15 protein-coding genes and 1 pseudogene are annotated in these 23164 nt (G+C 60.4%); 8 read left to right on the top strand and 8 right to left on the bottom strand.

All coding sequences use genetic code 11. From position 1 onward, the window contains the following. Nucleotides 1-81 precede the first annotated feature (81 nt). Entirely contained in the window at nt 82-1023 is a 942-nt protein-coding gene (locus tag ACIQH5_RS16695; protein WP_400405415.1) for an NAD-dependent epimerase/dehydratase family protein, read from the top strand. On the opposite strand, the gene ACIQH5_RS16690 is transcribed toward ACIQH5_RS16695, so the two are convergent. The 7 genes from ACIQH5_RS16690 to ACIQH5_RS16660 all read right to left on the bottom strand — a co-directional run bounded on the left by ACIQH5_RS16690 (nt 1016) and on the right by ACIQH5_RS16660 (nt 8418). Continuing rightward, a complete protein-coding gene (locus ACIQH5_RS16690) occupies nt 1016-2182 on the bottom strand; it encodes a Gfo/Idh/MocA family protein (RefSeq protein WP_400405412.1) in 1167 nt (388 codons plus the stop codon). The genes ACIQH5_RS16695 and ACIQH5_RS16690 overlap by 8 nt on opposite strands. 3 nt (nt 2183-2185) lie before the next feature. Then, nucleotides 2186-2929 carry a ThuA domain-containing protein gene (locus ACIQH5_RS16685; protein WP_400405409.1) on the bottom strand — a complete coding sequence of 248 codons (744 nt, stop codon included), beginning with the start codon at nt 2927-2929 and terminating at the stop codon, nt 2186-2188. A gap of 1 nt (nt 2930) precedes the next feature. Continuing rightward, a complete protein-coding gene (locus tag ACIQH5_RS16680; protein WP_400405407.1) occupies nt 2931-4034 on the bottom strand; it encodes a Gfo/Idh/MocA family protein in 1104 nt (367 codons plus the stop codon). 37 nt (nt 4035-4071) lie between these two features. Next, nucleotides 4072-4971, bottom strand: coding sequence for a carbohydrate ABC transporter permease (locus tag ACIQH5_RS16675; RefSeq protein WP_210065905.1), 900 nt, complete (start codon nt 4969-4971; stop codon nt 4072-4074). Beyond that, nucleotides 4968-5909 carry a carbohydrate ABC transporter permease gene (locus tag ACIQH5_RS16670; protein ID WP_400405404.1) on the bottom strand — a complete coding sequence of 314 codons (942 nt, stop codon included), beginning with the start codon at nt 5907-5909 and terminating at the stop codon, nt 4968-4970. Before ACIQH5_RS16670 ends, ACIQH5_RS16675 begins: the two co-directional genes overlap by 4 nt. 2 nt (nt 5910-5911) lie before the next feature. Next, the gene (locus ACIQH5_RS16665; RefSeq protein ID WP_400405401.1) at nt 5912-7222 is read right to left on the bottom strand and encodes an ABC transporter substrate-binding protein; all 1311 of its coding nucleotides are present in this window, start codon (nt 7220-7222) and stop codon (nt 5912-5914) included. Between the two features lie 200 nt (nt 7223-7422). Next, nucleotides 7423-8418 (bottom strand): LacI family DNA-binding transcriptional regulator, encoded by a 996-nt coding sequence (locus ACIQH5_RS16660; RefSeq protein WP_400405398.1) that lies wholly within the window; start codon nt 8416-8418, stop codon nt 7423-7425. Nucleotides 8419-8732: 314 nt separating this feature from the next. Between ACIQH5_RS16660 and ACIQH5_RS16655 the strand changes: the two genes are divergently transcribed. Both ACIQH5_RS16655 and ACIQH5_RS16650 read left to right on the top strand, forming a co-directional pair. Further along, nucleotides 8733-9770 carry an SIR2 family protein gene (locus tag ACIQH5_RS16655; protein ID WP_400405395.1) on the top strand — a complete coding sequence of 346 codons (1038 nt, stop codon included), beginning with the start codon at nt 8733-8735 and terminating at the stop codon, nt 9768-9770. Next, the gene (locus ACIQH5_RS16650; RefSeq protein WP_400405392.1) at nt 9767-11515 is read left to right on the top strand and encodes an ATP-binding protein; all 1749 of its coding nucleotides are present in this window, start codon (nt 9767-9769) and stop codon (nt 11513-11515) included. Before ACIQH5_RS16655 ends, ACIQH5_RS16650 begins: the two co-directional genes overlap by 4 nt. Before the next feature lie 625 nt (nt 11516-12140). On the opposite strand, the gene ACIQH5_RS16645 is transcribed toward ACIQH5_RS16650, so the two are convergent. After that, on the bottom strand, nt 12141-15710 hold the full coding sequence (locus ACIQH5_RS16645) for a hypothetical protein (protein WP_400405389.1): 3570 nt from the start codon (nt 15708-15710) through the stop codon (nt 12141-12143). A gap of 1244 nt (nt 15711-16954) precedes the next feature. On the opposite strand from ACIQH5_RS16645, the gene ACIQH5_RS16640 reads away from it, so the two are divergent. The 5 genes and pseudogenes from ACIQH5_RS16640 (at nt 16955) to allB (ending at nt 23163) form a co-directional block, all read left to right on the top strand. Beyond that, nucleotides 16955-17758, top strand: a complete 804-nt coding sequence (locus ACIQH5_RS16640; protein ID WP_024818157.1) for a hydroxypyruvate isomerase family protein — start codon at nt 16955-16957, stop codon at nt 17756-17758. Between the two features lie 78 nt (nt 17759-17836). Further along, a pseudogene (locus tag ACIQH5_RS16635) lies at nt 17837-18721 on the top strand (2-hydroxy-3-oxopropionate reductase); the annotation flags it as partial. A 132-nt stretch (nt 18722-18853) separates the two neighbouring features. Continuing rightward, on the top strand, nt 18854-20629 hold the full coding sequence (gcl, locus tag ACIQH5_RS16630) for a glyoxylate carboligase (RefSeq protein WP_400405386.1): 1776 nt from the start codon (nt 18854-18856) through the stop codon (nt 20627-20629). Nucleotides 20630-20654: 25 nt separating this feature from the next. Further along, nucleotides 20655-21821: a glycerate kinase gene (locus ACIQH5_RS16625; RefSeq protein WP_062068063.1), complete on the top strand. Its 1167-nt coding sequence runs from the start codon at nt 20655-20657 to the stop codon at nt 21819-21821. Then, a complete protein-coding gene (gene allB / locus ACIQH5_RS16620) occupies nt 21814-23163 on the top strand; it encodes an allantoinase AllB (protein ID WP_400405384.1) in 1350 nt (449 codons plus the stop codon). The genes ACIQH5_RS16625 and allB overlap by 8 nt, the downstream gene beginning before the upstream one ends. Nucleotide 23164: the final 1 nt, after the last annotated feature.

Raw genomic sequence — 23164 nt, 5'->3', positions numbered from 1 at the left:
ACTTCGCCTCCTACGCTGATGTAAGCAGTGCAAACATACCGCATTGCGAATCCAATGTCATCCGATAAAACAAAGGTTGAAATGCAGACCATACTCGGCGCCAACGGCCAGATCGCCGTGGAACTAGCCCGCGAGCTACACCGCGCCCACACCTCCGATCTCCGGTTGGTGAGCCGCAACCCACGCAAGGTGAGCGAGTCCGACGTCGTCATAAGTGCGGACCTGCTCGACGCCGGGCAGACGGCTGCCGCTGTTAGGGGCAGCGACATCGTGTATTTCACCGCGGGCCTGCCGGCGAAAACTGAACTATGGGAGGCGCAGTTCCCTACGATGCTCCGGAACGCGCTGGACGCGACGCGTGAGGCCGGGGCCAAATTCGTCTACTTCGATAACACCTACATGTACCCGCAGGACGATCGCGTCCAGACTGAAGAGACGCCGTTCGCTCCCAACGGGCGTAAAGGCGAGGTCCGCGCGGCAATGGCATCCATGGTGCTTGAGGAGATGGCCCGCGGCGACATTCCCGTCCTCATCGCCCGCGCTCCCGAGTTCTACGGGCCGGGGAGGACGCAGAGCTTCACCAACGCCCTGATCATCAATCCTCTCAAGGCCGGAAAAAAGCCCCGGGTCCCAGTGCGGGATGACCGACTACGAACACTCATCTGGACGCCGGACGCCAGCCGTGCACTTGCGCTCCTGGGCAACACGCCGGACGCCTATGGTCAGACGTGGCACCTTCCCGTCGCCGAAGAACGGCCGACCTACCGGGAGTTCGCCACCATGGCCAGCAAAACGTTCGGCCAGGAGCCCGGCTTCACCCTCGTTCCCCGGTGGATTCTCAACGCAGCCGGGCTGTTCTCGCCGCAGGTACGGGAACTAAGGGAACTTTTGCCGCGCTACGAGCACCACAACCGCTTCGACTCCACGAAGTTCAGCTCGCGCTTCCCTGAGTTCGCGGTCACCAACTACCGCGATGGCCTGGCTCTTATCCACGCGGAGGCCACCGTCGTTCCGGCTAACTAACGGCAACCCGTTCTGGAACCTCCGTCACCACACTTCTGTTCCGCGCCGACTCTTCGACGGCGGCCAGCACCCGCTGGACCTGGAGCCCGTCAGCGAACGACGGCGATGGCTGGGTTCCGTCGCGAACGGCAAGGAGGAAGTCGCGAACTTGGTGGGTGAAGGTGTGTTCCCAGCCGATGACGTGACCCTGCGGCCACCATGCTGCAGCGTAGGGGTGCTCGGGCTCATTGACCAGGATCCGCCGGAAGCCCTGCTCCCTCACCGGAAGCGTAGCGTCCAGGAAGCCGAGTTCGTTCAGGTTCTCCAGATCAAACGTCAACGACCCCAAAGACCCGTAGATCTCTATCTTCAAAGAGTTCTTCTGTCCGGTAGCCACTCGTGACGCTTCTACCGACGCGCTAAGGCCGCCGGTCAGGCCCAAAGTTGCCCACGCGGCGTCGTCGACCGTCACTTTCTCCAGTCCAGTGGCACCGGGGCGCTCGGCCACAAAAGTCCGCAACGTTCCGGTCACCTCAGTAACGGTCTGACCCGTCAGGTGCTGGACCTGGTCTATGGCGTGCGAGGCAATGTCCCCCAGCGCCCCGGACCCGGCTGTCTCCTTGCGGAGCCGCCAACTCATGGGGACGTCGACGTCGGACAGCCAGTCCTGCAGGTAAGCGGCACGGATGTGCCGCACAGTTCCGAGACGTCCTTCGGCAATCAGCTCCCGAGCCAAGGCCAGCGCAGGAACGCGGCGGTAGTTGAAGCCGATCATCGACTGCACTCCCCGGACCCGGGCCGCGGCGGCCGCTTCCGCCATCAATTCAGCCTCACCCAGAGTGTTGGCCAGCGGCTTCTCCACGAGTACATGCTTCCCGGCAGCCAGAGCTCCCAGAGCGATCTCCGCGTGCATCCAACCGGGCGCGCAGATATCCACGATGTCGATGTCGTCCCGCGAAATCACGGAACGCCAATCGGTCGCGGACTCGGCCCAGCCATACTTCGCGGCGGCCTCCGCCACCGCCAAGGCGTCCCGGCCAACGAGCACTTTCTGTTCGAAGGCCGGGACGTCGAAGAAACTGGCCACGTTCCGCCACGCGTTCGAGTGGGCTTTCCCCATAAAGGCGTAACCAATGGCGGCGACGCCCAACGGACGGCCACTAGGAAGAGAAACGGTCATGACCTACTCGAACCAACCCCGGGCCGGGTTGGAAACCTCCGGCGCATCGCGGAAAACGCCGGGTTGAGCAACCCAACCCACGCCGTTGGCGATGACCTTCTGGATCTGCGGCTGGTGGTACACCGGGTATTCCTGGTCGCCCGGGCTGAAGTAGAAAATCCGGCCCTTGCCGCGGGAGAAGGTCACGCCGGAGCGGAACACCTCGCCGCCCTCAAAGGAGCTGATGAAGATCAGGTCGTCGGGCTCGGGAATGTCGAACAATTCGCCGTACATTTCCTGCTGCGGAATCACGATGGGGCTTTCAACCCCAGCCGCGATCGGATGCGACGGCTTGACCGTCCATACGAGCTCGCGTTCGCCCTCGTTGCGCCACTTCAGCGAGCACGTGGTCCCCAACAATCGAGTGAAAATCTTGGCGAAGTGCCCGGAGTGAAGCACCACAAGTCCCATGCCGCCGAGCACGTGACGCTGCACGCGCTCCACCACTTCGTCACTGACCTCGCCGTGTGCGATGTGCCCCCACCAAAGCAGCACGTCGGTCTGCTCCAGCACCTCTTCAGAAAGGCCGTGTTCGGGATCGGCGAGTGTCGCCGTCGTGATTTCGGAGTCCGGGTAGAAGCCGCGCAGCCCGGCGGCGATAGCGCCGTGGATTCCTTCCGGGTACATCTCGCCAATGGTTGCAGGCTCGTTGCGGGCCTCATGCACGGCCTCGTTCCAGACGACAATCTTCAATTTCGCATCAGACATTTCAGAGCACCACTTCACGTTGTTCAAGGGCGGATTTGTAGCAGGCATCGAGCACCAGGGCCCGGCTGAGGGCAAGCGAACCGTCGTGGCTTCCCCACACGGTCTCGCCACCGCGGACCGCGCCAATGAAGTCGTCGACGACAGCCTGGTGGGCTCGCCCGGGTTCGGCCACCACTTCGAAGTCGGCGTTTTCGCCGTCCTTCTCGGTGAAGACATGGACATCCGCGACCGGGTTCTCGGAGGCGCCCACCGAGCGCAAGTCCGCTCCGCCGTCGGTCCCGTAAACCGTGAAGTCCATCAGGTCCCGCTCGTCGCGATACGTGGCCCATCCCGCTTCGAGGATCAGGGTCCCACCGCCTTCCAGCCGGATGAACGCGGAAGCGAAGTCTTCCACTTCAAACTTGTGGCTGGAGTTCGACGCCGTGTACCGGGCGTTCCCGCCGAGGCCGCGAGGGCCCAGTTCGGAATGGGTGGACGCCGAGACGGCCAGCACCTTGGGCTCGCCCAGGAGGTGCAGCGAGTAGTCCAGGACGTGCACGCCGATGTCGGCAAGCGGGCCGCCTCCGGCGAGTTCCGGGTTGGTGAACCAGCTGCCCAGCATCGGAATGCCTTGGCGCCGGAGCCACGATGCCTTGGCGTAGTACGGGCGACCCAGCGTGCCGGCGTCGATCACTTCCTTGAGCGCCTGGATGTCGCCGCGGCGGCGGTGGTTGAACGCAACGTCCAGGACGCGGCCAGCCTTGCGGGCGGCGTCCACCATCTGTTGACCCTCGACGGCGTTACGCGCCAACGGCTTTTCGCTCAGCACATGCAGTCCCCGCTCAAGCGACGCAATGGCGATGGGCGCGTGCAGGAACGTCGGCACGGCGACGCTGACGGCGTCGAGGCCTTCAAGTTCGATCATGTCTTCCCAGCGGGCGAAGGCGTGAGGAATGCAGTACTCCTCCTTCAGCTGGGCAAGAAGATCAGCTTCCATGCCGGCGACGGCGACAATCTCGACGCCGGGGATGGTGCTGTATGCCTTGAGGTGCTGCTGGCCGGCCCAACCGATGCCCACAACTCCCACCTTGAGGGTTGCGGACGGGGCCTGCTGCTGAATGCTCACGTTGTTCCTGTTCTTTCTGGGGTTTCTAGGTTAGGGGTTAGCCTTTGACGGCGCCGGCCGTCATGCCGGAGACAATGCGCTTCTGGCACACGAGCACCAGGATCACCAGCGGGACGGTGATGATCACCGACGCTGCGCTGATGGTGCCGAGGGGTTGGTCGAACTCGCTGGTGCCGCTGAAGAACGCAATCGCCACCGGCACCGGCCGGGCTTCGGGCGAGGTGGTCAGCGTGACGGCCAGGAGGAATTCGTTCCAGACCGAGATGAACACCAGGATCGCCGTCGTCGCCAGGCCGGGGACCGCCAGCGGCAAAATCACCTTGCGGAAAGCCACAAACGGCGTGGCGCCATCCATGTACGCGGATTCCTCCAGCTCACGCGGAATCTCCTTGAAGAACGACGTCAGCGTGTAGATCGCCAGCGGCAACGCGAACGTCAGCTTCGGGATGATGAGGCCGAGCAAGGTGTCGTACAGGCCGATCTCGCGCCAGATGGAGAACATCGGCGCCGCGATGGCGATGGCCGGGAACGTGGTGACCGAGAGGATCAGCGTCAGGATCATCGCCTTGCGGCGCATCTTCAGTCGGGCAAGCGCATAGGCGGCGAAGGACGCGAACACCAGCGCCACTGTTGTAGTTACGACGGCGATAATCACCGAGTTGCGCAAGGCCAGGAGGAACTCGGGGTTCTGGAAGACCACCAGATAGTTCTCGAGGGTCGGCTGGCTCGGGAAGAGCTCGCCTTGGGACAGGCTTGCACCCTTCTTAAGGGAGGTGTTCACCAGCCAGTAGAACGGGATGAGCGAGAAAGCCATGACGGCCACTACGAACACCCATACCAAGGGATGCAGTTTCGATTCCCCACGCAAGCGACGCTTCGGCGCCTTGGGGCGCGTGGCGAGTTCCGCCGTCGGGCGTTCTGCAGTCAGCGTGCTCATTGTTCCTCCTTCGCGACGTCGCGGATGTTGCCGCCGGCGAAGCGGACGTAGATGACTGAGACCACCATGACGGTGAGGAAGGTCAGAATGGACAGCGCCGAGCCTTCGCCCACCAGCCGGTTTTCACGCAGTTGTGTGTAGGCGAGCATGGACATGGATTCGGTGCCGTTGGCGCCGCGGGTGAGCACGAACGGGAGGTCGAAGACGCGGAGGGCGTCCATGGTGCGGAAGATCGCGGCGAGGACGATCGCCGGACGCAGGAGCGGCAGGGTGATGTTGACGAAGGTCTGCCATTTGCTGGCGCCGTCGAGCTCCGCGGCCTCGTACGTTTCGGCGGAGATGACCTGCAGGCCGGCCAGGATGATGAGCGCTGCGAAGGGCGTGGTCTTCCAGACGTCGGCCATGACGATCACGGCCATCGCGTAGCCGTGCTCACCGAGCCACACAACGTCGCCGCCCGGCAGTCCCAGCGTGGAGAGGACGTTGGTGACCAGGCCCATGTTGGGCTGGAACATCGTTTGCCAGGTGATAGCGCTGACCACAGTGATGATCGCGTACGGCAGCAGCACCACGGTGCGCAGGACGGCGCGGCCCTTGAACGCGAGGTTGAGCAGCAACGCCATGGCCGTGCCGAGGACGAGTTCCAGGCTCACAGAGAGGCCCGCGAAGAGGAAGGTCTGACCGAACGCAGCCCACCACTCTTGGCTTGCCAGGGCGTTGATGTAGTTTTCCAGACCGACGAAGCGGGACAGGCCGGCGGTGCGGACGCTGTACTGGTTCAGCGAGAGCCAGATCGCGTAGCCGATAGGGACCGCCGCAACCAGCGCCATGATCACCAGCGACGGGGCAGTCATGCGGAACGCGAGCTTGCGCTCGGCGCGGTCGCGGCCACTCGTCTTTGCTGGGCCGCTGCTTGGCGGGATTGTTTTGATGGCCATGACTAGAAGCTCGCCTTGGCGGTGGTGATTTCCTCGGCCATCTTCTGCACGGCTTCCTCGGTGGAGGCGGTGCCGGAGAGGACGGCGTAGACGTTCTTGTAGATCGCCTGCGAGATCTGCGGGTAGACCGGGGAGATCGGGCGCGGCTTGGCGCCCTTCACCGAGGCGAGGAGTTCCGTGGCGAACGGCATCTTCTGGAGTACCGCGGCGTCAGAGTAGGCAGCTTCGTTGACAGGTGCTTGCGAGTAGTCCATGGCCACGTGCTTCTGCCAGTCCGGGGTGGTGGCGAAGTCGATGAACGCGACAGCCCCGGCCTGGTTGGTGGAGTGGGCAGAGATCGCCAGGTTCCAGCCGCCGAGCACGCCGGAGGCCTTGCCGCCTTCCCATGCCGGTAGCGGCGCGACGCCGAAGGTGGACGCCAGCGGTGTCGCGTTGAGCAGGCGGTAAACGTGCGGCCAGTTGCGCTGGTACCCGAAGTCGCCGGACTCGTAGGCGAGGCGTGCCGGATCTTCGTTGTAGGTGAGGACGGCGCGGTCGGCTGAGCCGTTCTTGAGTCCGTCGCTCATGAAGTTCAGGACGTCGCGGGTTTCCTTGGAGTCGATCTTGACGTCGCCCTGATCGTTGAGCACTTCGCCGCCTGCACTGTAGAGCATTTCGAGGAAGTTCACCGTGAGGCCTTCGTACTGCTTGCCCTGGTAGACGTATCCGTTCCCGGGAGCCTTGGCAGCTTCCGCGTAGAGCTGCTGCCAGGACTCAGGCTTGGCCACCTTGTCCTTCTGGTAGTAGATCAACCCGGCGTTGGTGAAGAACGGCGAGCCCCAGTATTTGTCCTGGTACTTGGTGGTTTCCACAGTGGAGGGAATGAGCCGGTCCTTGTTCGCTTCCACCAGCTTGGTCTGGTCCAGCAACCAGCCCTGGGAGGCGAACTCGGAGGTCCAGATGACGTCCGTGACGAAGAGGTCGCACTCCGTGGACTTGCCCTCGAGCCGCTGCACAATCTGCGTGCGGGCCTCGTCCGTGGTGGCGCCGATCTCGGTGTACTTGGCCGTGATCTTGCCGTTCGCCTTGGTGAACGCTTCCGCTGTGCCCTTGTAGATGCCGCTCGCGTCCTTGACGCCGCAGATGTTCACGGCACCGCTGGCATTAGCGCCCGACGCCGGATCGGCAGCTGCCGCTTGCTCGGCACCTTGCGGTGCGGCTCCCCCGCCGCATGCGCTGAGGAGGAGGGCTGCGGCTAGTGCGGTTGCGGCTAGGGCTTTGCGGTTGCGGGCGGCTCTGTTTTGGAGCGGGAGAGCAGGTCGGTTCAAGTCCACAAGTGGCTCCTTTGGGGTCTGTGGGCGGTGGCGTTCAGTGCGCGTTTTGGCTGTCCCGCGTACTGAGGAGTGGCTTCTTTGCCGGTGGTTCTTTTGCTTTGTGGAATCGATTCCAAATGTGTTCAAAAGAATCGGCCCTGCGGCCGTGGAATCGATTCCAAAGTAGTGTGACAGGGACCACGGAGGGCTGTCAACCCTCTCTACTTGGTGGAGTCCCTGATGACGAGTTCGTGCGGGAGGAAGGTTCTTCCCATGCGATGGTCGCCTGGGATTGTCATACGGTCGAGGAGCTCAGCGAAGGCTACACGGCCCATTTCGTAGGCCGGCTGCCGGACCGTGGTCAACTCCGGGACGCACATTTCCGCTTGGGCTGAGTCATCGAAACCTGCTACGGCAATGTCTTCTGGAACTCTGAGTCCGGCATCCGTGAGTTCCCGAACGCACCCGGCAGCGACGACGTCGGTCCCGCAGAAAACTGCGTCGGGGAGGTCTTTTGCTTCGAGAAGCTTTTTGGCGAGCGTACGGCCGGCGTGGAAGCCGAAGTTGCCTTCGCCGAACAGGATCTGGTCCGATTCCAGGCCTTGCTCCGTGAGCGCCTGACGAAATCCCTCTTCGCGCAGCCGGCCGGAGCGGGCACCTCTATGGGCGAGCATGGCCAGCTTCTTGGCGCCCGTGTCGATGAGGTGCTTGGTGATGTCGTAGGCGGCTTGACGGTCATCGATGGACACTCCAAATGCTGCCTCGGCATCGACAATTTCACAGACCTGGATCACGCTCATTTGCTCGGCGACTGCGTTGACGTCGTCGTCCGGCATCGTCGGCGAAAAGATGACCAGGCCGTCCACCGAACCGTTGCGCAGCATGTCGACTAGTTGCTGTTCGCGATCCAGGTCTCCGTCTGTGGCTGCGATGAGGCTGACATAGCCGGAGTCTGCAGCAGCGTCGCCGACACCGCGGAAGACTTCGCTGATCACGAGGGAATCGAGGTTCTTCGCGAGGGCGAGGACGCGCATTGTGCGGTCTCTTCGGAGATCCCGCGCCGAGGCAAGGGGTCGGTAGCTGAGCTCCTTGATGGCGGCGTTGACCTTCTCCTTGGCCGACTCGCTAACGGCCGAACTCCCGTTCAAGACGCGCGACACCGTCCCTACAGACACACCCGCAGTCCTGGCGACGTCCTGAACTGTCGCTCGTGCCATTCGATTGTCCTTCCGCGAGTAGTGGCGATGATCCTTGCCGCCACCCCCCTGCCGGTCCTCAGCATAGTTGAGCACTGGCTGGCGCGGGAGCCGATGGCCGTCGTCCTCCGCTGAGCCCCTTGGGCGTTAGGACCACAGACTCGCGAGCCGAATTCTGCCACCAGAGCGGACAAAAAGGTCAAAACTGACGCCTCGGTTCCCACCGGCTTTACGTTGCGGCTAACATCAGCCCCACGAACGACACACAATAAATTTGGGTATTTCATTCGCATAAGAACTTGGTTCGAACAGATATTGTTCTTCTGGTGAGTTCTGTGAGCCTTGACGCCGTGTACACGCATATCCAGCAACTGTTTATTGCGGACCTCACTACCGTGATTGGTTCCGGACTGTCCTGCTCGTATGGGCTGCCCAGCATGGGAACGCTGGCCGACGAACTGGAGGCAGTGATGCCGGAACTTCTCGGGCAGGCCGGAATACCCGACACGACATGGGTAGGTGTGGCACAGAATCTGAAGGAGTCTGGCCTGGAGGTCGCACTAGACGATCTGGCGGGAGATGATCCCTCGTTGCCAATCCTCGTGACTGCGACGGCAGACATCATCCAGGCCTGCGAACAGCGCGCAATGGCCAGAATCATATCCCCAAATCAGCGCTACCCCTTGCAAGAATTACTTTGCTACATTAGCAAGAGTTCCGCATCCGCCGATGTCATTACGACAAACTATGACCGGTTGATTGAACTGGCCTGCGCACTTGCCGCGATACCCGTGGATACAGGTTTCAGTGGGCACACAATCGGCACTTATGACGAGGTAGCCAGTCGCGAGGCTCTTATGTCAGTACGCCGATTACCCCGCGGTCAAACTTCGGTCGGTTACAGACATCATATTCGCCTGGCAAAACCTCACGGCAGCCTGGATTGGTTCAAACATAACGGTGAGCCGGTGCGATCCGAGATCGCCTTCGGTGGACAGCCCCTCATCATTACACCCGGCCTCAGCAAATACAAGACCGGATACGAGCGCCCTTTTGACGCACAGAAGAATAGAGCCACGGGTGCTATCGACCGAGCAAACACTCTTCTTTTCATCGGCTACGGGTTCAATGATGATCATCTCCAAACGCATCTGAATCCGCAATTTTCAAGAGGCATAAAGACTGCCGTTTTAGCTCGCACTCTAACTGAGGCAGCAATGGGTTACATTCAAGACTTCCCCCACATCCTTGCGATTGACGCTTGGCCTGGGCAGGCGGATTCTTCACGAGTCCATTTTCAAGGGGAGACCCTCAAAGTTGAATCAATTCCACTTTGGGATCTCGGCACGCTCATCTCGGAGGTACTGACTTGACCAATACAGCAACTTCATCACCCACGCTTTCCTTCGATGATGTGCCGCACCTTGGTACTGCACTGAGAATTGATACATCAAGTGTTTGGGCAATGGCAAATGAGATTAATGGAATTACGCGTGTAGGCATTGGCTCACTGATTGCAATGGAAGGCCAAATACCCTCCGAGTTCCTAATTGGCATGCTTGACCGTGTTACTCGTGAGACGGACCAAATAGACGTCCTCGGCGAGGAAGATAATGATTCGTTTCCAATTACACATGCTGAGCGTGACCTATTTCGCGTTGTTCTTCTCGGAACATATAAGACTGTTGATGGCCAAAGCAGAAACACGTTTAAACGCGGCGCCGATTCATATCCCAGGATAGATGCCAAATGCTGGGCCATAAATGGAGACAATCTCCAATCACTGATGAATCTGCTCTCCAGCGAGGTCGAGGAATCTAAGAGGCTTTATCTCGGTTCATTCGTTTCAGATGCAACTGCCAAGGCTGTTGCTGACGGGGACCGTCTTTTTCAGCGCCATGCTGCCCTAGTCGGGAGCACTGGGTCCGGCAAGAGTTGGGCTGTGGCACTCATGCTCGAACGCGCCGCGGCCCTGGACCACCCTAATCTGATCGTCCTAGACATGCACGGCGAGTATGCCCCTCTGACCAGCGACACCAGTTCCTACGGCTTTGCCGCTGGATGGCGCATCGCCGGACCGAACGATCAGGTAGAAACTTCGGACACCCTGTTCCTGCCGTTCTGGATGCTCAATCAAGAAGAACTATTGGCATTGCTCCTTGACCGCAGTGAAGACAACGCACCAAACCAAGCTGCACGCTTCACGGAGCATGTGAGGACTTTGAAGCGTCAGACACTGGAAGCAGCAGGAAAGCTAGAAGCACTTGATAATTTCACAGTAGATAGCCCAATTCCGTTTTCGCTTACAGATTTGGTGGAGCTCCTCGAAGCCGATGACACCGAGATGGTCGCTGGTCAAAGCAGGCAGGTAAATGGCCCTTTCAAAGGCAAGCTCACACGATTCATCTCAAGACTGAGTACCAAGATGAACGACAGACGCTATGCGTTCATGTTCAAAGCTCCATTTTCTACATCAGACTACGACTGGCTGCATGGAGTTGCTAAGAGCATGCTAGGGACTAAACCTGGGATAAAAATAATTGATTTCAGCGAGGTCCCCTCCGACGCTCTCCCGGTGGTTGTCGGAGTATTTGCTCGCATACTATATGACATTCAGTTCTGGTCAGCCGTCGAGACCCGGACGCCGTTCACCTTCGTCTGCGATGAAGCTCACCTCTACCTGCCATCTGACAATGTATCCGTCAGGGAACAGCGGGCTCTAGACTCATTCGAACGCATAGCAAAAGAGGGTAGGAAGTACGGCGTTTCCCTCTTGGTAGTAAGCCAACGGCCATCGGATGTCAGCAAAACGGTGCTTTCGCAGTGCAACAACTTCATAGTTCTTAGGCTCACTAATGATCAGGACCGCCGAGTCATTGAACGTGTCATGCCCGACAACCTCTCAGGACTCACTGCCTCGTTACCGCTCCTGGATGTTGGTGAGGCCCTAGTCATCGGGGATTCCGTAGTCCTTCCAGCCCGGGTAAAGCTCGACGCACCTTCGATAAAACCGGACAGCGCAACCAGAAAATTCTGGACGGAGTGGAACACAACGCCAGCAAAGGACGACGCTCTGGTGGCGGCTGTTGAATCACTGCGTCGCCAATCACGGTTCTAAGAGGAAGCGACTCATGGCGGTGGGTTCAGTCAGGATCTAGCCCTATCAAAAGGACCTCTGGTTCCTCCACCTGCAGGTCTATGCAATCATCTGATTTCGCGGCACCGCCACCCCAACGGATCCTCGTTATTTTTCACTCGAGATGAATGTGCTGAAGGACGGCATAAACAGGTATCTTGCCGAGATCCTCAGCAATGATCCCAAAGCTCCGCTAAGCGCCGAGCAGAACGAGTACACTGATCGAATCCTGCACGCATCAGAGTCTGATGGACGTAATCAAACGAGCAGCACCAGAGCAGTCCATGGAGGACGAAGAGCCGGAGGCGATTTGCTGCTCGATGCTCTTGCAACCATCGGGATTGTTTTACTAGAGCCTGGAGAGTTTGTGCCCCATTCACTTTCGGGGTTTCCATGGAGCTTAGGTACGTGCAAGGCTATTGTGGAACTTTGAGCGCGAAAGGGCATTCGATTGGGAAGCTGAGCCAACCAACTCTCCGAACCAAATGGATCTCGCTGCTAGGCCGGCTATAGCCTTGGCATGTCTTGGCATTGAAGACCTAGACCCTCGCTGGAGATAGGTTCCATGTCGACCGAATCATTCATCGAGATGGAGTCGGCAGAAGATCTACCACGTCTCCTCCGCTTCACGCTCCAATGCTCTCTCTTTGCCACGAACAAGATCTTCCATTAGTTCGCTAATCCAGACTTTTACTGCCTTCGTTTCGTGCGGACTTTTTAACCAGCCAACGAGTTGGTCAATCTGCCGCGAGATCCTGTCCGACTCGTTGCCTGTCCACGAACCGCTAATGAACTCACTAGCCAACGCAGAAGAGACCTGTCGATCAGAGCCGAAGTTGATTATCAGGAATCGGCCAATATCCGACATCCGGTTGTCACCAATAGATGCGACGGATGCCAGGAGTCTGGCTCGGTCCAATCGACCAGCAACCCATTTCTCAGCAGTTTCAAGATCGACGGCAGCAGCAAGCCATCCGCGTGCTGTCAGCGCGAGCCTCCACGAGCCTGCTTCAATTCGGTTCATAGCCTCCGACCAGGCCCTTGAACCGCTGCTTTTCAGCGCGGCACGAAGTACTTCGTATTCATGGCTTGACTCATAGCCGACAACCGCATCGGCATCGATGAGATCCAGGAGGAGTTTCGCAACATAATAGGGGTCACGCTGGGCTAGTCTTAGCGCGAGTTGGGCCCAGTCCCAAGACTGTTGTCCGATTCTCGGAAAATCCGCGCGACGCCTTACGACGTCACGTACGAGGCCGTCAACAAGGACATGCCCCGTCGAATCGTTAAGGTGTAAGGCCAAGAAGTCCACAACCGCGTTGTAATCGTCTTGGGTGAGCATTCGACTCATCCACGGCGTTACGTAGCTCTCTAGTTGACTGTCAGATGGATCCTGAAGCCAGCCGAAAAGCATCTGGGCTCCATCACGAACAGAAACGGCACCAATCGACTCGTCGATTCTTTTCTGTGCTCTCGCTGTCTTTGGCCCCCGGACCGTGAGCTTGAGTTGTGCCACGGCATCGAGTGGGGACTGGTCGATGAACGAATCGAAGGCATCTGTCTCCCCAGCCTCGGTTTTAGCCCAGAGATATCCGACCACGGCCGGCAGGTTGGGTCCATTGACTAAAGCGAGCAAACTCTCGCGTACTCTATGCGAGTCGTCCAGCAACCCTGCTAAGGCGCGCCCCAGCTCAAAGGCGGCAGGGACCTCCTCAAGTAGAAGCTCTAGGATGGCTTCGACCTCGGACCCCTTTGGGAGTGACCCGATAGCATCCGATATCTGGCGCCTAAGATCTGCGTTATCGCCGTGCCAAGGATGGGCGCGAGCAAGAACCCACAATTGTTCCGAGGCCGATTCATCGGGCAACGATTCTTCAAGCTGCTTTACGGCATTTAGACGACCTGAAGCATCGGAAACGCGGCCAAACAGCGCCTTCAAACTAGAAATTTCAGTTCGAAGACCACGAAGTTGGCTTGCACTAAGAGTGCCGATGGATTCTGTGAAGTGCTCGAGAACTTGTGGTTGCTCAAGTAGCGGATGAATTATTTCCGCAAGCACATGCAAGGCTTCCTGGGAAACATCAGGATCTGAATCATCTGCCAACGTCCGAAGCAGATCTATAGCACCCTTACGGTAATTCCACATCTCTCCATTTGTCTTTGGCACTCCTCTGGGTTCGACAATAGTTCCGCCTTGGAGTTCACCGGAAACCATTATCGATTCATGTATCGATAATGCATGAGATGCCGCCTTGATCACCATTCGCCGCACTCGCGAGTCCCTGGAAGTCACAGCACTCTGTAAATAGGACATACGATCTTCAGGTAAAGCGGCCGTGCCTGGAAGCATCGTACCGAATAATGCAACCCACGTGCCTGTGGCATTGTTGCTGTATTTTTCAGTTTCAACAACTGCGAGTCGGGCGAGCGCTTCAGCAGCCAATTCGAAAGTCTGCGATCTCCAAGCGAGTTTTTCCAGCGTCCAGACAAGATCACGACGAATCGAATTATTGGCTCGGAACTCCTCATCGGTGGCATCAAGTATCAGTTTTGCAATTTGACGAGCAACCGCATTAGGCGCGATGACAGCTGCGTGCACTAATAGCTTCGAGTTACCACCCCTTGAAAGGGATTCTAACGTCGCAAACGGCCCCGTCGGGGCCAGCAGAGTTCTTACGGCAGGGCTGCTACTCTCGAACTCACCAATATCCGAAGCACGACGGAAAAGGCGCTGAACCAGGTCGTCGTCGAGGACTGGTATCAGATCACGGATAATCTGGTCACCAAATTCGTCCCAAGCGCTGGCAGCCAGGTACACCGCCAATGGGAACGGGCCAACGCTGCGGAACCGACCCTGTTTTGATAGTAGACCGCTACCCTGCAGGGCTCGAGCCGAGGCCCTAAGATCGGCGATTGGGATGTCAAGCCCTTGCGCAATGACTTCCAACTCCCGCGCCACGTCACGGTCGTAGCCGAACCTGCTGAAGAGAGCGAGGATGGTGCAGCCTAAAAAAAGATCACCATCTGGAAGCTCCCGGGTAATGTACGCACGCACATCGTCACCAGTGACAAGCGTGGCGGCAGAGGCAGTGGGTGAGCTGAGGATGGCAGAGGCTGCTTTCAGCGCGTAGTCGACATTTCCGGCTGAGACCTCCACGACAACTCTAACTGCCTCGGACCACAAGTTGGGTACATTAGTTTCCAGTAATTCGGTCATGGGACCGTCTTCGAAGCCCGCCAACCCGATCATGGGCGATCTCGTCGAGTAAGCACCGGGTTCACCAATAGTGACCAGCTTTGACTTTGTTCCAGAAGGTAGGCTCCCCGCATAGATCTCATGCTGCTTTCGGTCGCACTCGTCAATTACCAGCACAGCTGTTCGCCCTTGAACGGTCAATTGGTTCAGGAGCGGTAGCGTGAATTGATCTGCGGCCGGCACGTAAATCACAAGCGGCTCATACGATTGTCCTCGAAGGGCCTCCATCACGAGCCTCGTCTTGCCGAGACCACTCACTCCGTCCACATGGACGTCAATCTGTGAGCCGCCTGCAAGCAAGGCACGGAGCTGCTGAATGACAGCGTTTCTCTCGCCTGAAGACACCCACGCAGTGGTGTGCCTGTTGGAATCCGCCCATCTGTGAAACGTAAGGCAAGTTGTTCCGATTCCGCCGAGGATTGGGTCAACGGACAACGAAGGATGCTCCTCTGCCCACCTCGCCAAGCCGTCCGCTCCGATTATCTCAAAAGAGTCGGCTTCAACGTGAAGGCCAAGTTCTTGGGCTTGCTCAATGAGCGCCTTGCGGCGTGATGCGATCTTAGCGCTCGTAAGGGATACACCCAGCACCAAGCGGTATTTCCCTCCATTCCTGAGGATGTCCAGTGCATGAGTGGCGCCCTTCAACTCCGTCTTGCATTTTGCCGGCGCCAAGTCCCCTGCTTTGAACTGCCAAGCACTGTTCCCCTCCGGGATCCACGTCGTCGCCGACGCCTGACGCAGCGCCGCATCTACGCCCCCGTCTCCCACATTTTCGAGATACGTGGTCTCAAGCGTGGTTCCCGTCATTCCGGCGCGCGCTACCTCAACACTGAGAAGGCGGCTCACGAAGGACCCAAAACTGGCCCCACCAAGACCACGAATTACTGCTGGTGCAACAGAGAATGGACCAAAGTCACCCACGGACTCTCCTTCTCCAACCTAAGCAAATTTTCGTCGTTCTTGCTCTCACCTTCACAGTTGCATGCTAGTGCAACGGGTCCTATCGGTTGGGGACCTGGCGTCTACATAGTGGGGCCATTGGATTTCAAAAAGAGCTTTAAGTGGTCGTAGCTCCTAGGAGGCTGGATTGCTCGGGACTGTACGTCAAGACGCTACAGGTCACTTAGCGACGCCATCCTTCTGTTCTTGGAACCACAGAAAGCAAGCCGGCGGCGGCGCCGGAGCAAGAGTCCACATCCCGGGTATCCCTAGCCCCCAACTTCCCCCGGCTCGTGACGCTGCTTTGTCTTGGGTGAGGCTCTTCAGTTCGCTGCTGAATGCGCGGATTTGCCGGGATATGGCTGCCGCTTTGAGGCGTTTGAACTGAGCATTCAAGGCGATTGCCTCTTGCTCGGTACTAGCCGGTTCACCATCCACCCGGTGCGCGATGTCGGTTACGGCCAGGTGAACAAAACTGCTCTAAGCGACCCCTCTTTTGTCCGACCATATTAATTTCCACGAACCCGGGCACCGCTTCATCCCAGTCCGCCCCGGTTCCAACCGGTATCTGGGACTGCAACAACGGGCCCGGGTTTGGTATGGGACCGGGCGATGGTGCCCACGCTCATCCGCATTAACAGCGCAGCCTCCTCATCGGTCAGACCAACTTCCCCCACCCCGTCGAAGCAAAGGCACCAGCAACGGCAGCATCGGCACAAGTCGTTCACCAGCGAGGGCACGCAACACAGCCCAACGCCCAACCAACGCCGCGACAACCCGCGGACCATACACCGGCACCGGAGCAGACCGGACCCGCACCGGCCGCAACTCCAACGCCACCCCCAACGCCCTGCGCGCGTAATCCCGGTTCCAACCCCGTGAGCTCCACCAACTCACTCAGAAACCGAGTCTTCTCAGAACGCGTTCCCCGGGCATAAGCCCTCGCCTTGACCACCGTGACAGCTCTGCGTTCACTCATCGTCAGACCCATCCGTCAAGGAGGTCCGCCACCCACACTTCCCGTACCTTTCCCAATGAGGCGACGTATCCGGCTTCGCGGACCTTTCCCATGAGTCAATGCGCCCCCTTGACTCCCACCCCCACCTTCCCTAAACTTTTCATAAAGCAGAATCTAAATTCCACAAAGCGGAAACTGACGCCAAGCACCAAGGCAGCAGCCAAGCAACCGGAAGATAGATCCAAGCCCCTCCTCGGAAGGACCTACGATGACGTACACAGTGAACTGCTCCATCCTCCTGACGGAGCTGCCCTTGCTCGAGCGCCCCGCCGCCGCGAAGGCAGCCGGTTTTGACGCCGTCGAGTTCTGGTGGCCCTTCGAGACCTCCGTCCCCAGCGACGCCCAAGTTACCGAGTTTGAAACCGCCATCAAGGACGCCGGCGTTCAGCTCACTGGCCTGAACTTCAACGCTGGCAACATGCCCGGCGGCGACCGCGGCCTGGTTTCCTGGAAGGGACGTTGCTCCGAGTTCAAGGACAACATCGACGTCGTAGCCGGCATCGGTGAGCGCCTGGGCTGCAAGGCCTTCAACGCCCTCTACGGCAACCGCCAGGACGAGTTCACCCCTGAAGAGCAGGACGAACTCGCGGCAAAGAACCTCGCCGCAGCAGCAGAAGGCGTCGCCCGCATCGGCGGTACCGTCCTCCTCGAGCCGGTCAGCGGCGCACCCAAGTACCCGCTCCTCACCGCTGAAGACGCACTCAAGGTCATCGCCCGCGTCAAGGCAGAATCCGGCGCACAGAACATCAAGCTCCTCGCCGACTTCTACCACCTTGCAGTCAACGGCGACGACGTCGAATCCGTCATCGAGAACCACGCCAAGGACTTCGGCCACATCCAGATCGCCGACAACCCCGGCCGCGGCGCTCCCGGAACCGGCACGCTCCCCCTCGGCGAATGGATCGCCCGCAGCCGCGAACTCGGCTACGACGGCTACATCGGCCTCGAGTACAAGGAACCGCAGGAATCGGCTTTCAGCTGGGCCATCCGCCAGCGCGCCAACGCCAACTAGCAAACGACGGCGCCACCCGCCTAAGCGGCTGACTCGCCATCCAGCACACCTGAGCTAAAAAAGACTTTCAGAAAGAGAACCACAATGAGCAACGTTGCAGTCATCGGACTCGGAATCATGGGCCTCCCCATGGCCATCAACCTCGTCAAGGCCGGCCACACGGTCACCGGTTTCAACCGCAGCCAGGACAAGATCGACAAGCTCGTCTCCGAGGGCGGCCAGGGTGCCACCAGCATCGCGGACGCAGTCAAGGACGCCGACGTCGTCATCACCATGGTCCCGGACTCCCCCGATGTTGAGGGTGTAGTCAGCGGCAAGGACGGCGTTTTCGCCAACGCGAAGAAGGGCACCCTCTGGATCGACGCTTCCAGCATCCGCCCGGACGTCGCCAAGCGCCTCTCGGATGACGCAGTAGCAGCCGGTATCCGCCCGCTTGACGCTCCCGTATCCGGTGGCGAGCAGGGCGCAATCGACGCCGTCCTGTCCATCATGGTCGGCGGCGAAGCTGCTGACTTCGAGGCAGCACAGGATGTCCTCAACGCAGTGGGCAAGACCATCGTCCACGTCGGCCCGTCCGGCTCCGGCCAGACCGTCAAGGCAGCCAACCAGCTGATCGTGGCCGTCAACATCCAGGTCCTCGGCGAGGCCATCGCCTTCCTTGAGGCCTACGGCGTAGACACCGACGCAGCACTGAAGGTCCTCGGCGGCGGCTTGGCCGGCTCCAAGGTCCTCGACCAGAAGGGTCAGAAGATGCTCGACCGCAACTTCGACCCCGGCTTCCGCCTGGCCCTCCACCACAAGGACCTCGGCATCGTCACCTCCGCAGCCCGCGAAGCCAACGTCGCTGTCCCGCTCGGCGCAGTCGTCGCCCAGCTCGTCGCCGCAACCGTCAACCAGGGCGACGGCGGCCTCGACCACTCGGGCCTCTTCAAGCAGGTCCTCCAGCTCAGCGGCCGGAAGTAAATACCCCGTCAAAAGCCAGCTAAGCAACACAAGCAGGGAACCCGCCGTCGTACTTAAACGACGGCGGCTCCCTCACCACACCCAAAAACACCACAGACTTCGCCCGACAGGGCAAAAAACAAGGAGTACACCATGGCTAAGATGCGCACCGTTGACGCGGCAGTCGCCATTCTGGAAAAGGAAGGCGCCACCGAGGCTTTCGGCCTGCCAGGCGCAGCGATCAACCCGTTCTATTCCGCAATGCGTGCCCACGGCGGTATCCGCCACACGCTGGCCCGCCACGTTGAAGGCGCCAGCCACATGGCTGACGGTTACAGCCGCGCAGCTGATGGCAACATCGGCATCTGCATCGGCACGTCGGGCCCCGCTGGCACGGACATGATCACCGGCCTGTACGCAGCATGGGCGGATTCCATCCCCATGCTCTGCATCACCGGCCAGGCACCCGTTGCCAAGCTGCACAAGGAAGACTTCCAGGCCGTGGACATCGAGTCCATCGCCAAGCCGTTGACCAAGTTCGCCATGACCATCCTGGAGCCGGGCCAGGTTCCCGGCGCGTTCCAGAAGGCGTTCCAGCTGATGCGTTCGGGTCGCCCGGGCCCGGTTCTGCTGGACCTGCCCATCGACGTTCAGATGGCCGAGATCGAGTTCGACATCGACGCCTACGAGCCCCTGCCGGTGGAGAAGCCCAAGGCTTCCCGCAAGCAGCTGGAAAAGGCTTTGGACCTGCTGACCGCAGCCCAGCACCCGCTGATCGTTGCCGGTGGCGGCATCATCAACGCCGGCGCTTCGGCCCAGTTGGTTGAGCTGGCCGAGATCCTGAACGTTCCTGTTATCCCCACGCTGATGGGTTGGGGCGCCATCCCGGATGACCACCAGCTGATGGCCGGCATGGTTGGCCTGCAGACTTCGCACCGCTACGGCAACGAGACGTTCCTGCAGAGCGACTTCGTGATCGGCATCGGCAACCGTTGGGCCAACCGCCACACCGGCGGCCTGGACACCTACACGGCTGGCCGCAAGTTCGTGCACATCGACATCGAGCCGACGCAGATCGGTCGCGTTTTCTCGCCGGACTTGGGCATCACGTCCGACGCCGGTGCAGCGCTGGACGGTCTGCTGGAACTGGCCCGCGAACGCCAGGCCGCTAAGACCCTGCCGGACTACTCGGATTGGGTTGCCGAGTGCCAGGAGCGCAAGGGCTCCCTGCACCGCAAGACCAACTTCGACAACGTACCCATCAAGCCGCAGCGCGTGTACCAGGAGATGAACAAGGCCTTCGGCCGCGACACCACCTACGTGTCCACCATTGGTCTCTCGCAGATCGCCGGCGCACAGATGCTGCACGTGTTCGGTGCCCGCAAGTGGATCAACGCTGGCCAGGCCGGCCCGCTGGGTTGGACCGGTCCCGCCGCACTGGGCGTGGTTCGTGGAACCCCGGACGCCACTGTTGTTGCCCTGTCCGGTGACTACGATTTCCAGTTCATGATCGAGGAACTGGCCGTTGGCGCACAGTTCAACCTGCCGTACATCCACGTTGTGGTGAACAACAGCTACCTGGGCCTGATCCGTCAGAGCCAGCGCGGCTTCAACATGGAACAGAACGTTTCCCTGGCCTTCGAGAACATCAACTCCCCGGAGACCAACGGCTACGGCGTAGACCACATCAAGGTTGCCGAGGGCTTGGGCGTCAAGGCCATCCGCGTTGAGGACCCCAACGATCTGCCTGCCGCTTTCGACAAGGCCAAGGCACTGATGGGCGAGTTCAAGGTTCCAGTGGTTGTTGAAGTGATCCTGGAAAAGATCACCAACATCTCCATGGGCGTTGAAATCAGCGGCGTGAACGAGTTCGAAGAGCTGGCAGAAACCGCGGCGGACGCACCCACCGCGATCCTGACCAAAGCGTAAGTAAGTAAAGGAAGGAGGCACCGGAATGCGTGTTGTCATCGCCCCGGACAAATTCAAGGGCTCGCTGTCCGCGCCCGACGTCGCCGAGCACCTGGCAACAGGTTTGCTGGCTGGATTCGGTCACGGTATTCAGGCAACACGTATTCCGGTGGCCGACGGCGGCGAAGGAACCATCGACGCCGCCATCGGCTCCGGCTTCACCCGCCGGACCACCACCGTCACCGGCCCGCTCGGCGAGCCGGTGAAGGCCGACTTCGCAGTGCGGGACCAGGAAGCTGTCATCGAAATGGCGGCAGCTTCCGGTCTCGCCCTCCTCCCGGACGGCCCCACGTCCGAGGCAGCCAAAACCGCGACCAGCATCGGAACGGGCGAACTCATCCGCGCCGCGCTGGACCTCGGCTGCCGCAAGATCATCCTCGGTGTAGGCGGCAGCGCCAACACCGACGCCGGCGCAGGAGTCCTGCAGGGCCTCGGCGCAGTGTTCCTGGACAAGAACGGCAATGAGCTCCCCGGCGGCGGAGCGGCCTTGGCCGAGCTGGACACCATCGACTTCTCCAACTTCGACGTCCGCGTTGAGGCCACGGAGTTCGTGTTGGCGTCCGACGTCGATAATCCCCTTTTGGGGGCCAGCGGAGCCCCAGCCATCTTCGGTCCGCAGAAGGGCGCGACGCCGGACGACGTCACCTCGCTCGATGCGGCACTGAGCCACTTCGTCGACGTCCTCGCAGCCACAACCGGGCAGCACGCCAAGTTCGCAGCCAAGGCCGAAGGCGCTGGAGCGGCAGGCGGCGTTGGTTACATTGCCATCGCGGCACTGAAGGCAGAGCGGCGGCCGGGCATCGACGTCGTGCTTGAATTCACTGAACTCGAGCAGCGGCTCAAGGGCGCCGATCTGGTAATCACCGGAGAAGGCAGCCTGGACGAGCAAAGCCTGCTCGGCAAGACCCCCATGGGTGTCTCCCGCGCGGCGCAGAGAAACGGGGTTCCCGTGATCGCAGTGTGCGGGCGGAGTACCCTAAGCCGGGAACAACTCACGGATGCCGGCTTCCATACGGTGCACGCACTGACCGATCTGGAAAAAGATGTCCAAAAATGTATCGCTGAAGCAGGTCCGTTGCTTGAACAATTAGGTAAGCACATAGGCGTGTACCTGGCGGAACGGACCGAAAACAAGGAGTACCTCAATGTCTGAAGCAATCGGCGCCTATGACCTCGTTATCCGGGGCCAGCGCATCCTGACCACCGCCGGCCTCGCAGCCCGCGAAGTTGGCATCCGCGACGGCGTCATCGTCGCCATCGAACCCCTGGGCAACGGCCTGACGGGCAACGAGGTCATTGAACTCGCAGACGACGAAACCCTCATCCCCGGCCTGGTGGACACCCACGTCCACGTCAACGAGCCCGGCCGCACCGAGTGGGAAGGCTTCGCCTCCGCCACGCGTGCCGCAGCTGCCGGTGGCGTGACCACCATCATCGACATGCCGCTGAACTCCATCCCGCCCACCACCACCGTGGACGGCCTGGAACAGAAGCGCGTAGTCGCCAAGGACCAGGCATTCGTGGACGTCGGATTCTGGGGCGGTGCCATCCCGGGCAACAAGAGCGATCTCCGCCCGCTCCACGACGAAGGCGTTTTCGGCTTCAAGTGCTTCCTCCTGCACTCCGGCGTGGACGAGTTCCCGCACCTCGATGCAGACGAGATGGAAGAGGACATGAAGGAACTCAAGTCCTTCGACTCCCTCATGATCGTGCACGCAGAGGACTCCCACGCGATCGACCGCGCCCCGCACCCCGGCGGCGACCACTATGAAACCTTCCTCGCTTCCCGCCCCCGCGGCGCCGAGAACAAGGCAATCGCCGAGGTCATCGAGCGTGCCCGCTGGACCGGCGCCCGCGCCCACATCCTGCACCTCTCCTCCTCCGACGCGCTGCCCATGATCGCCTCAGCAAAGCGCGACGGCGTCAACCTCACCGTTGAGACGTGCCCGCACTACCTGACACTCATGGCCGAAGAAATCCCCGATGGCGCCACGGCCTACAAGTGCTGCCCGCCGATCCGTGAGGCCTCCAACCGCGAGCTCCTCTGGAAGGGCCTGCAGGACGGCACCATCGACTGCATCGTCTCGGACCACTCCCCCTCCACACTGGATCTGAAGGACCTTGAAAACGGCGACTTCGCTGTTGCTTGGGGCGGCGTTTCCTCGCTGCAGCTGGGCCTGTCCCTCATCTGGACCGAAGCCCGCCACCGCGGCATCCCGCTGGAACAGGTTGTCTCGTGGATGGCTGAGAAGCCCGCCGCCCTGGCACGCCTGCACAACAAGGGCCAGCTCGCCCTGGGCTACGACGCCGACTTCTCCATCTTCGCCCCGGACGAAGCCTTCGTTGTGGACGTCACCAAGCTCAAGCACAAGAACCCCATCACCCCGTACGACGGCCGTCCCTTGGCCGGCGTCGTCCACAAGACCTACCTGCGCGGAACCCCCATCGATGGCCAGAACCCCGGCGGCAAGCTGCTCCGCCGCGGCAACGTTTAGG

Source organism: Paenarthrobacter sp. NPDC091711, from assembly GCF_044756605.1.
Classification (GTDB): domain Bacteria; phylum Actinomycetota; class Actinomycetes; order Actinomycetales; family Micrococcaceae; genus Arthrobacter.
This window is presented reverse-complemented; position numbering and strand designations above follow the sequence as displayed.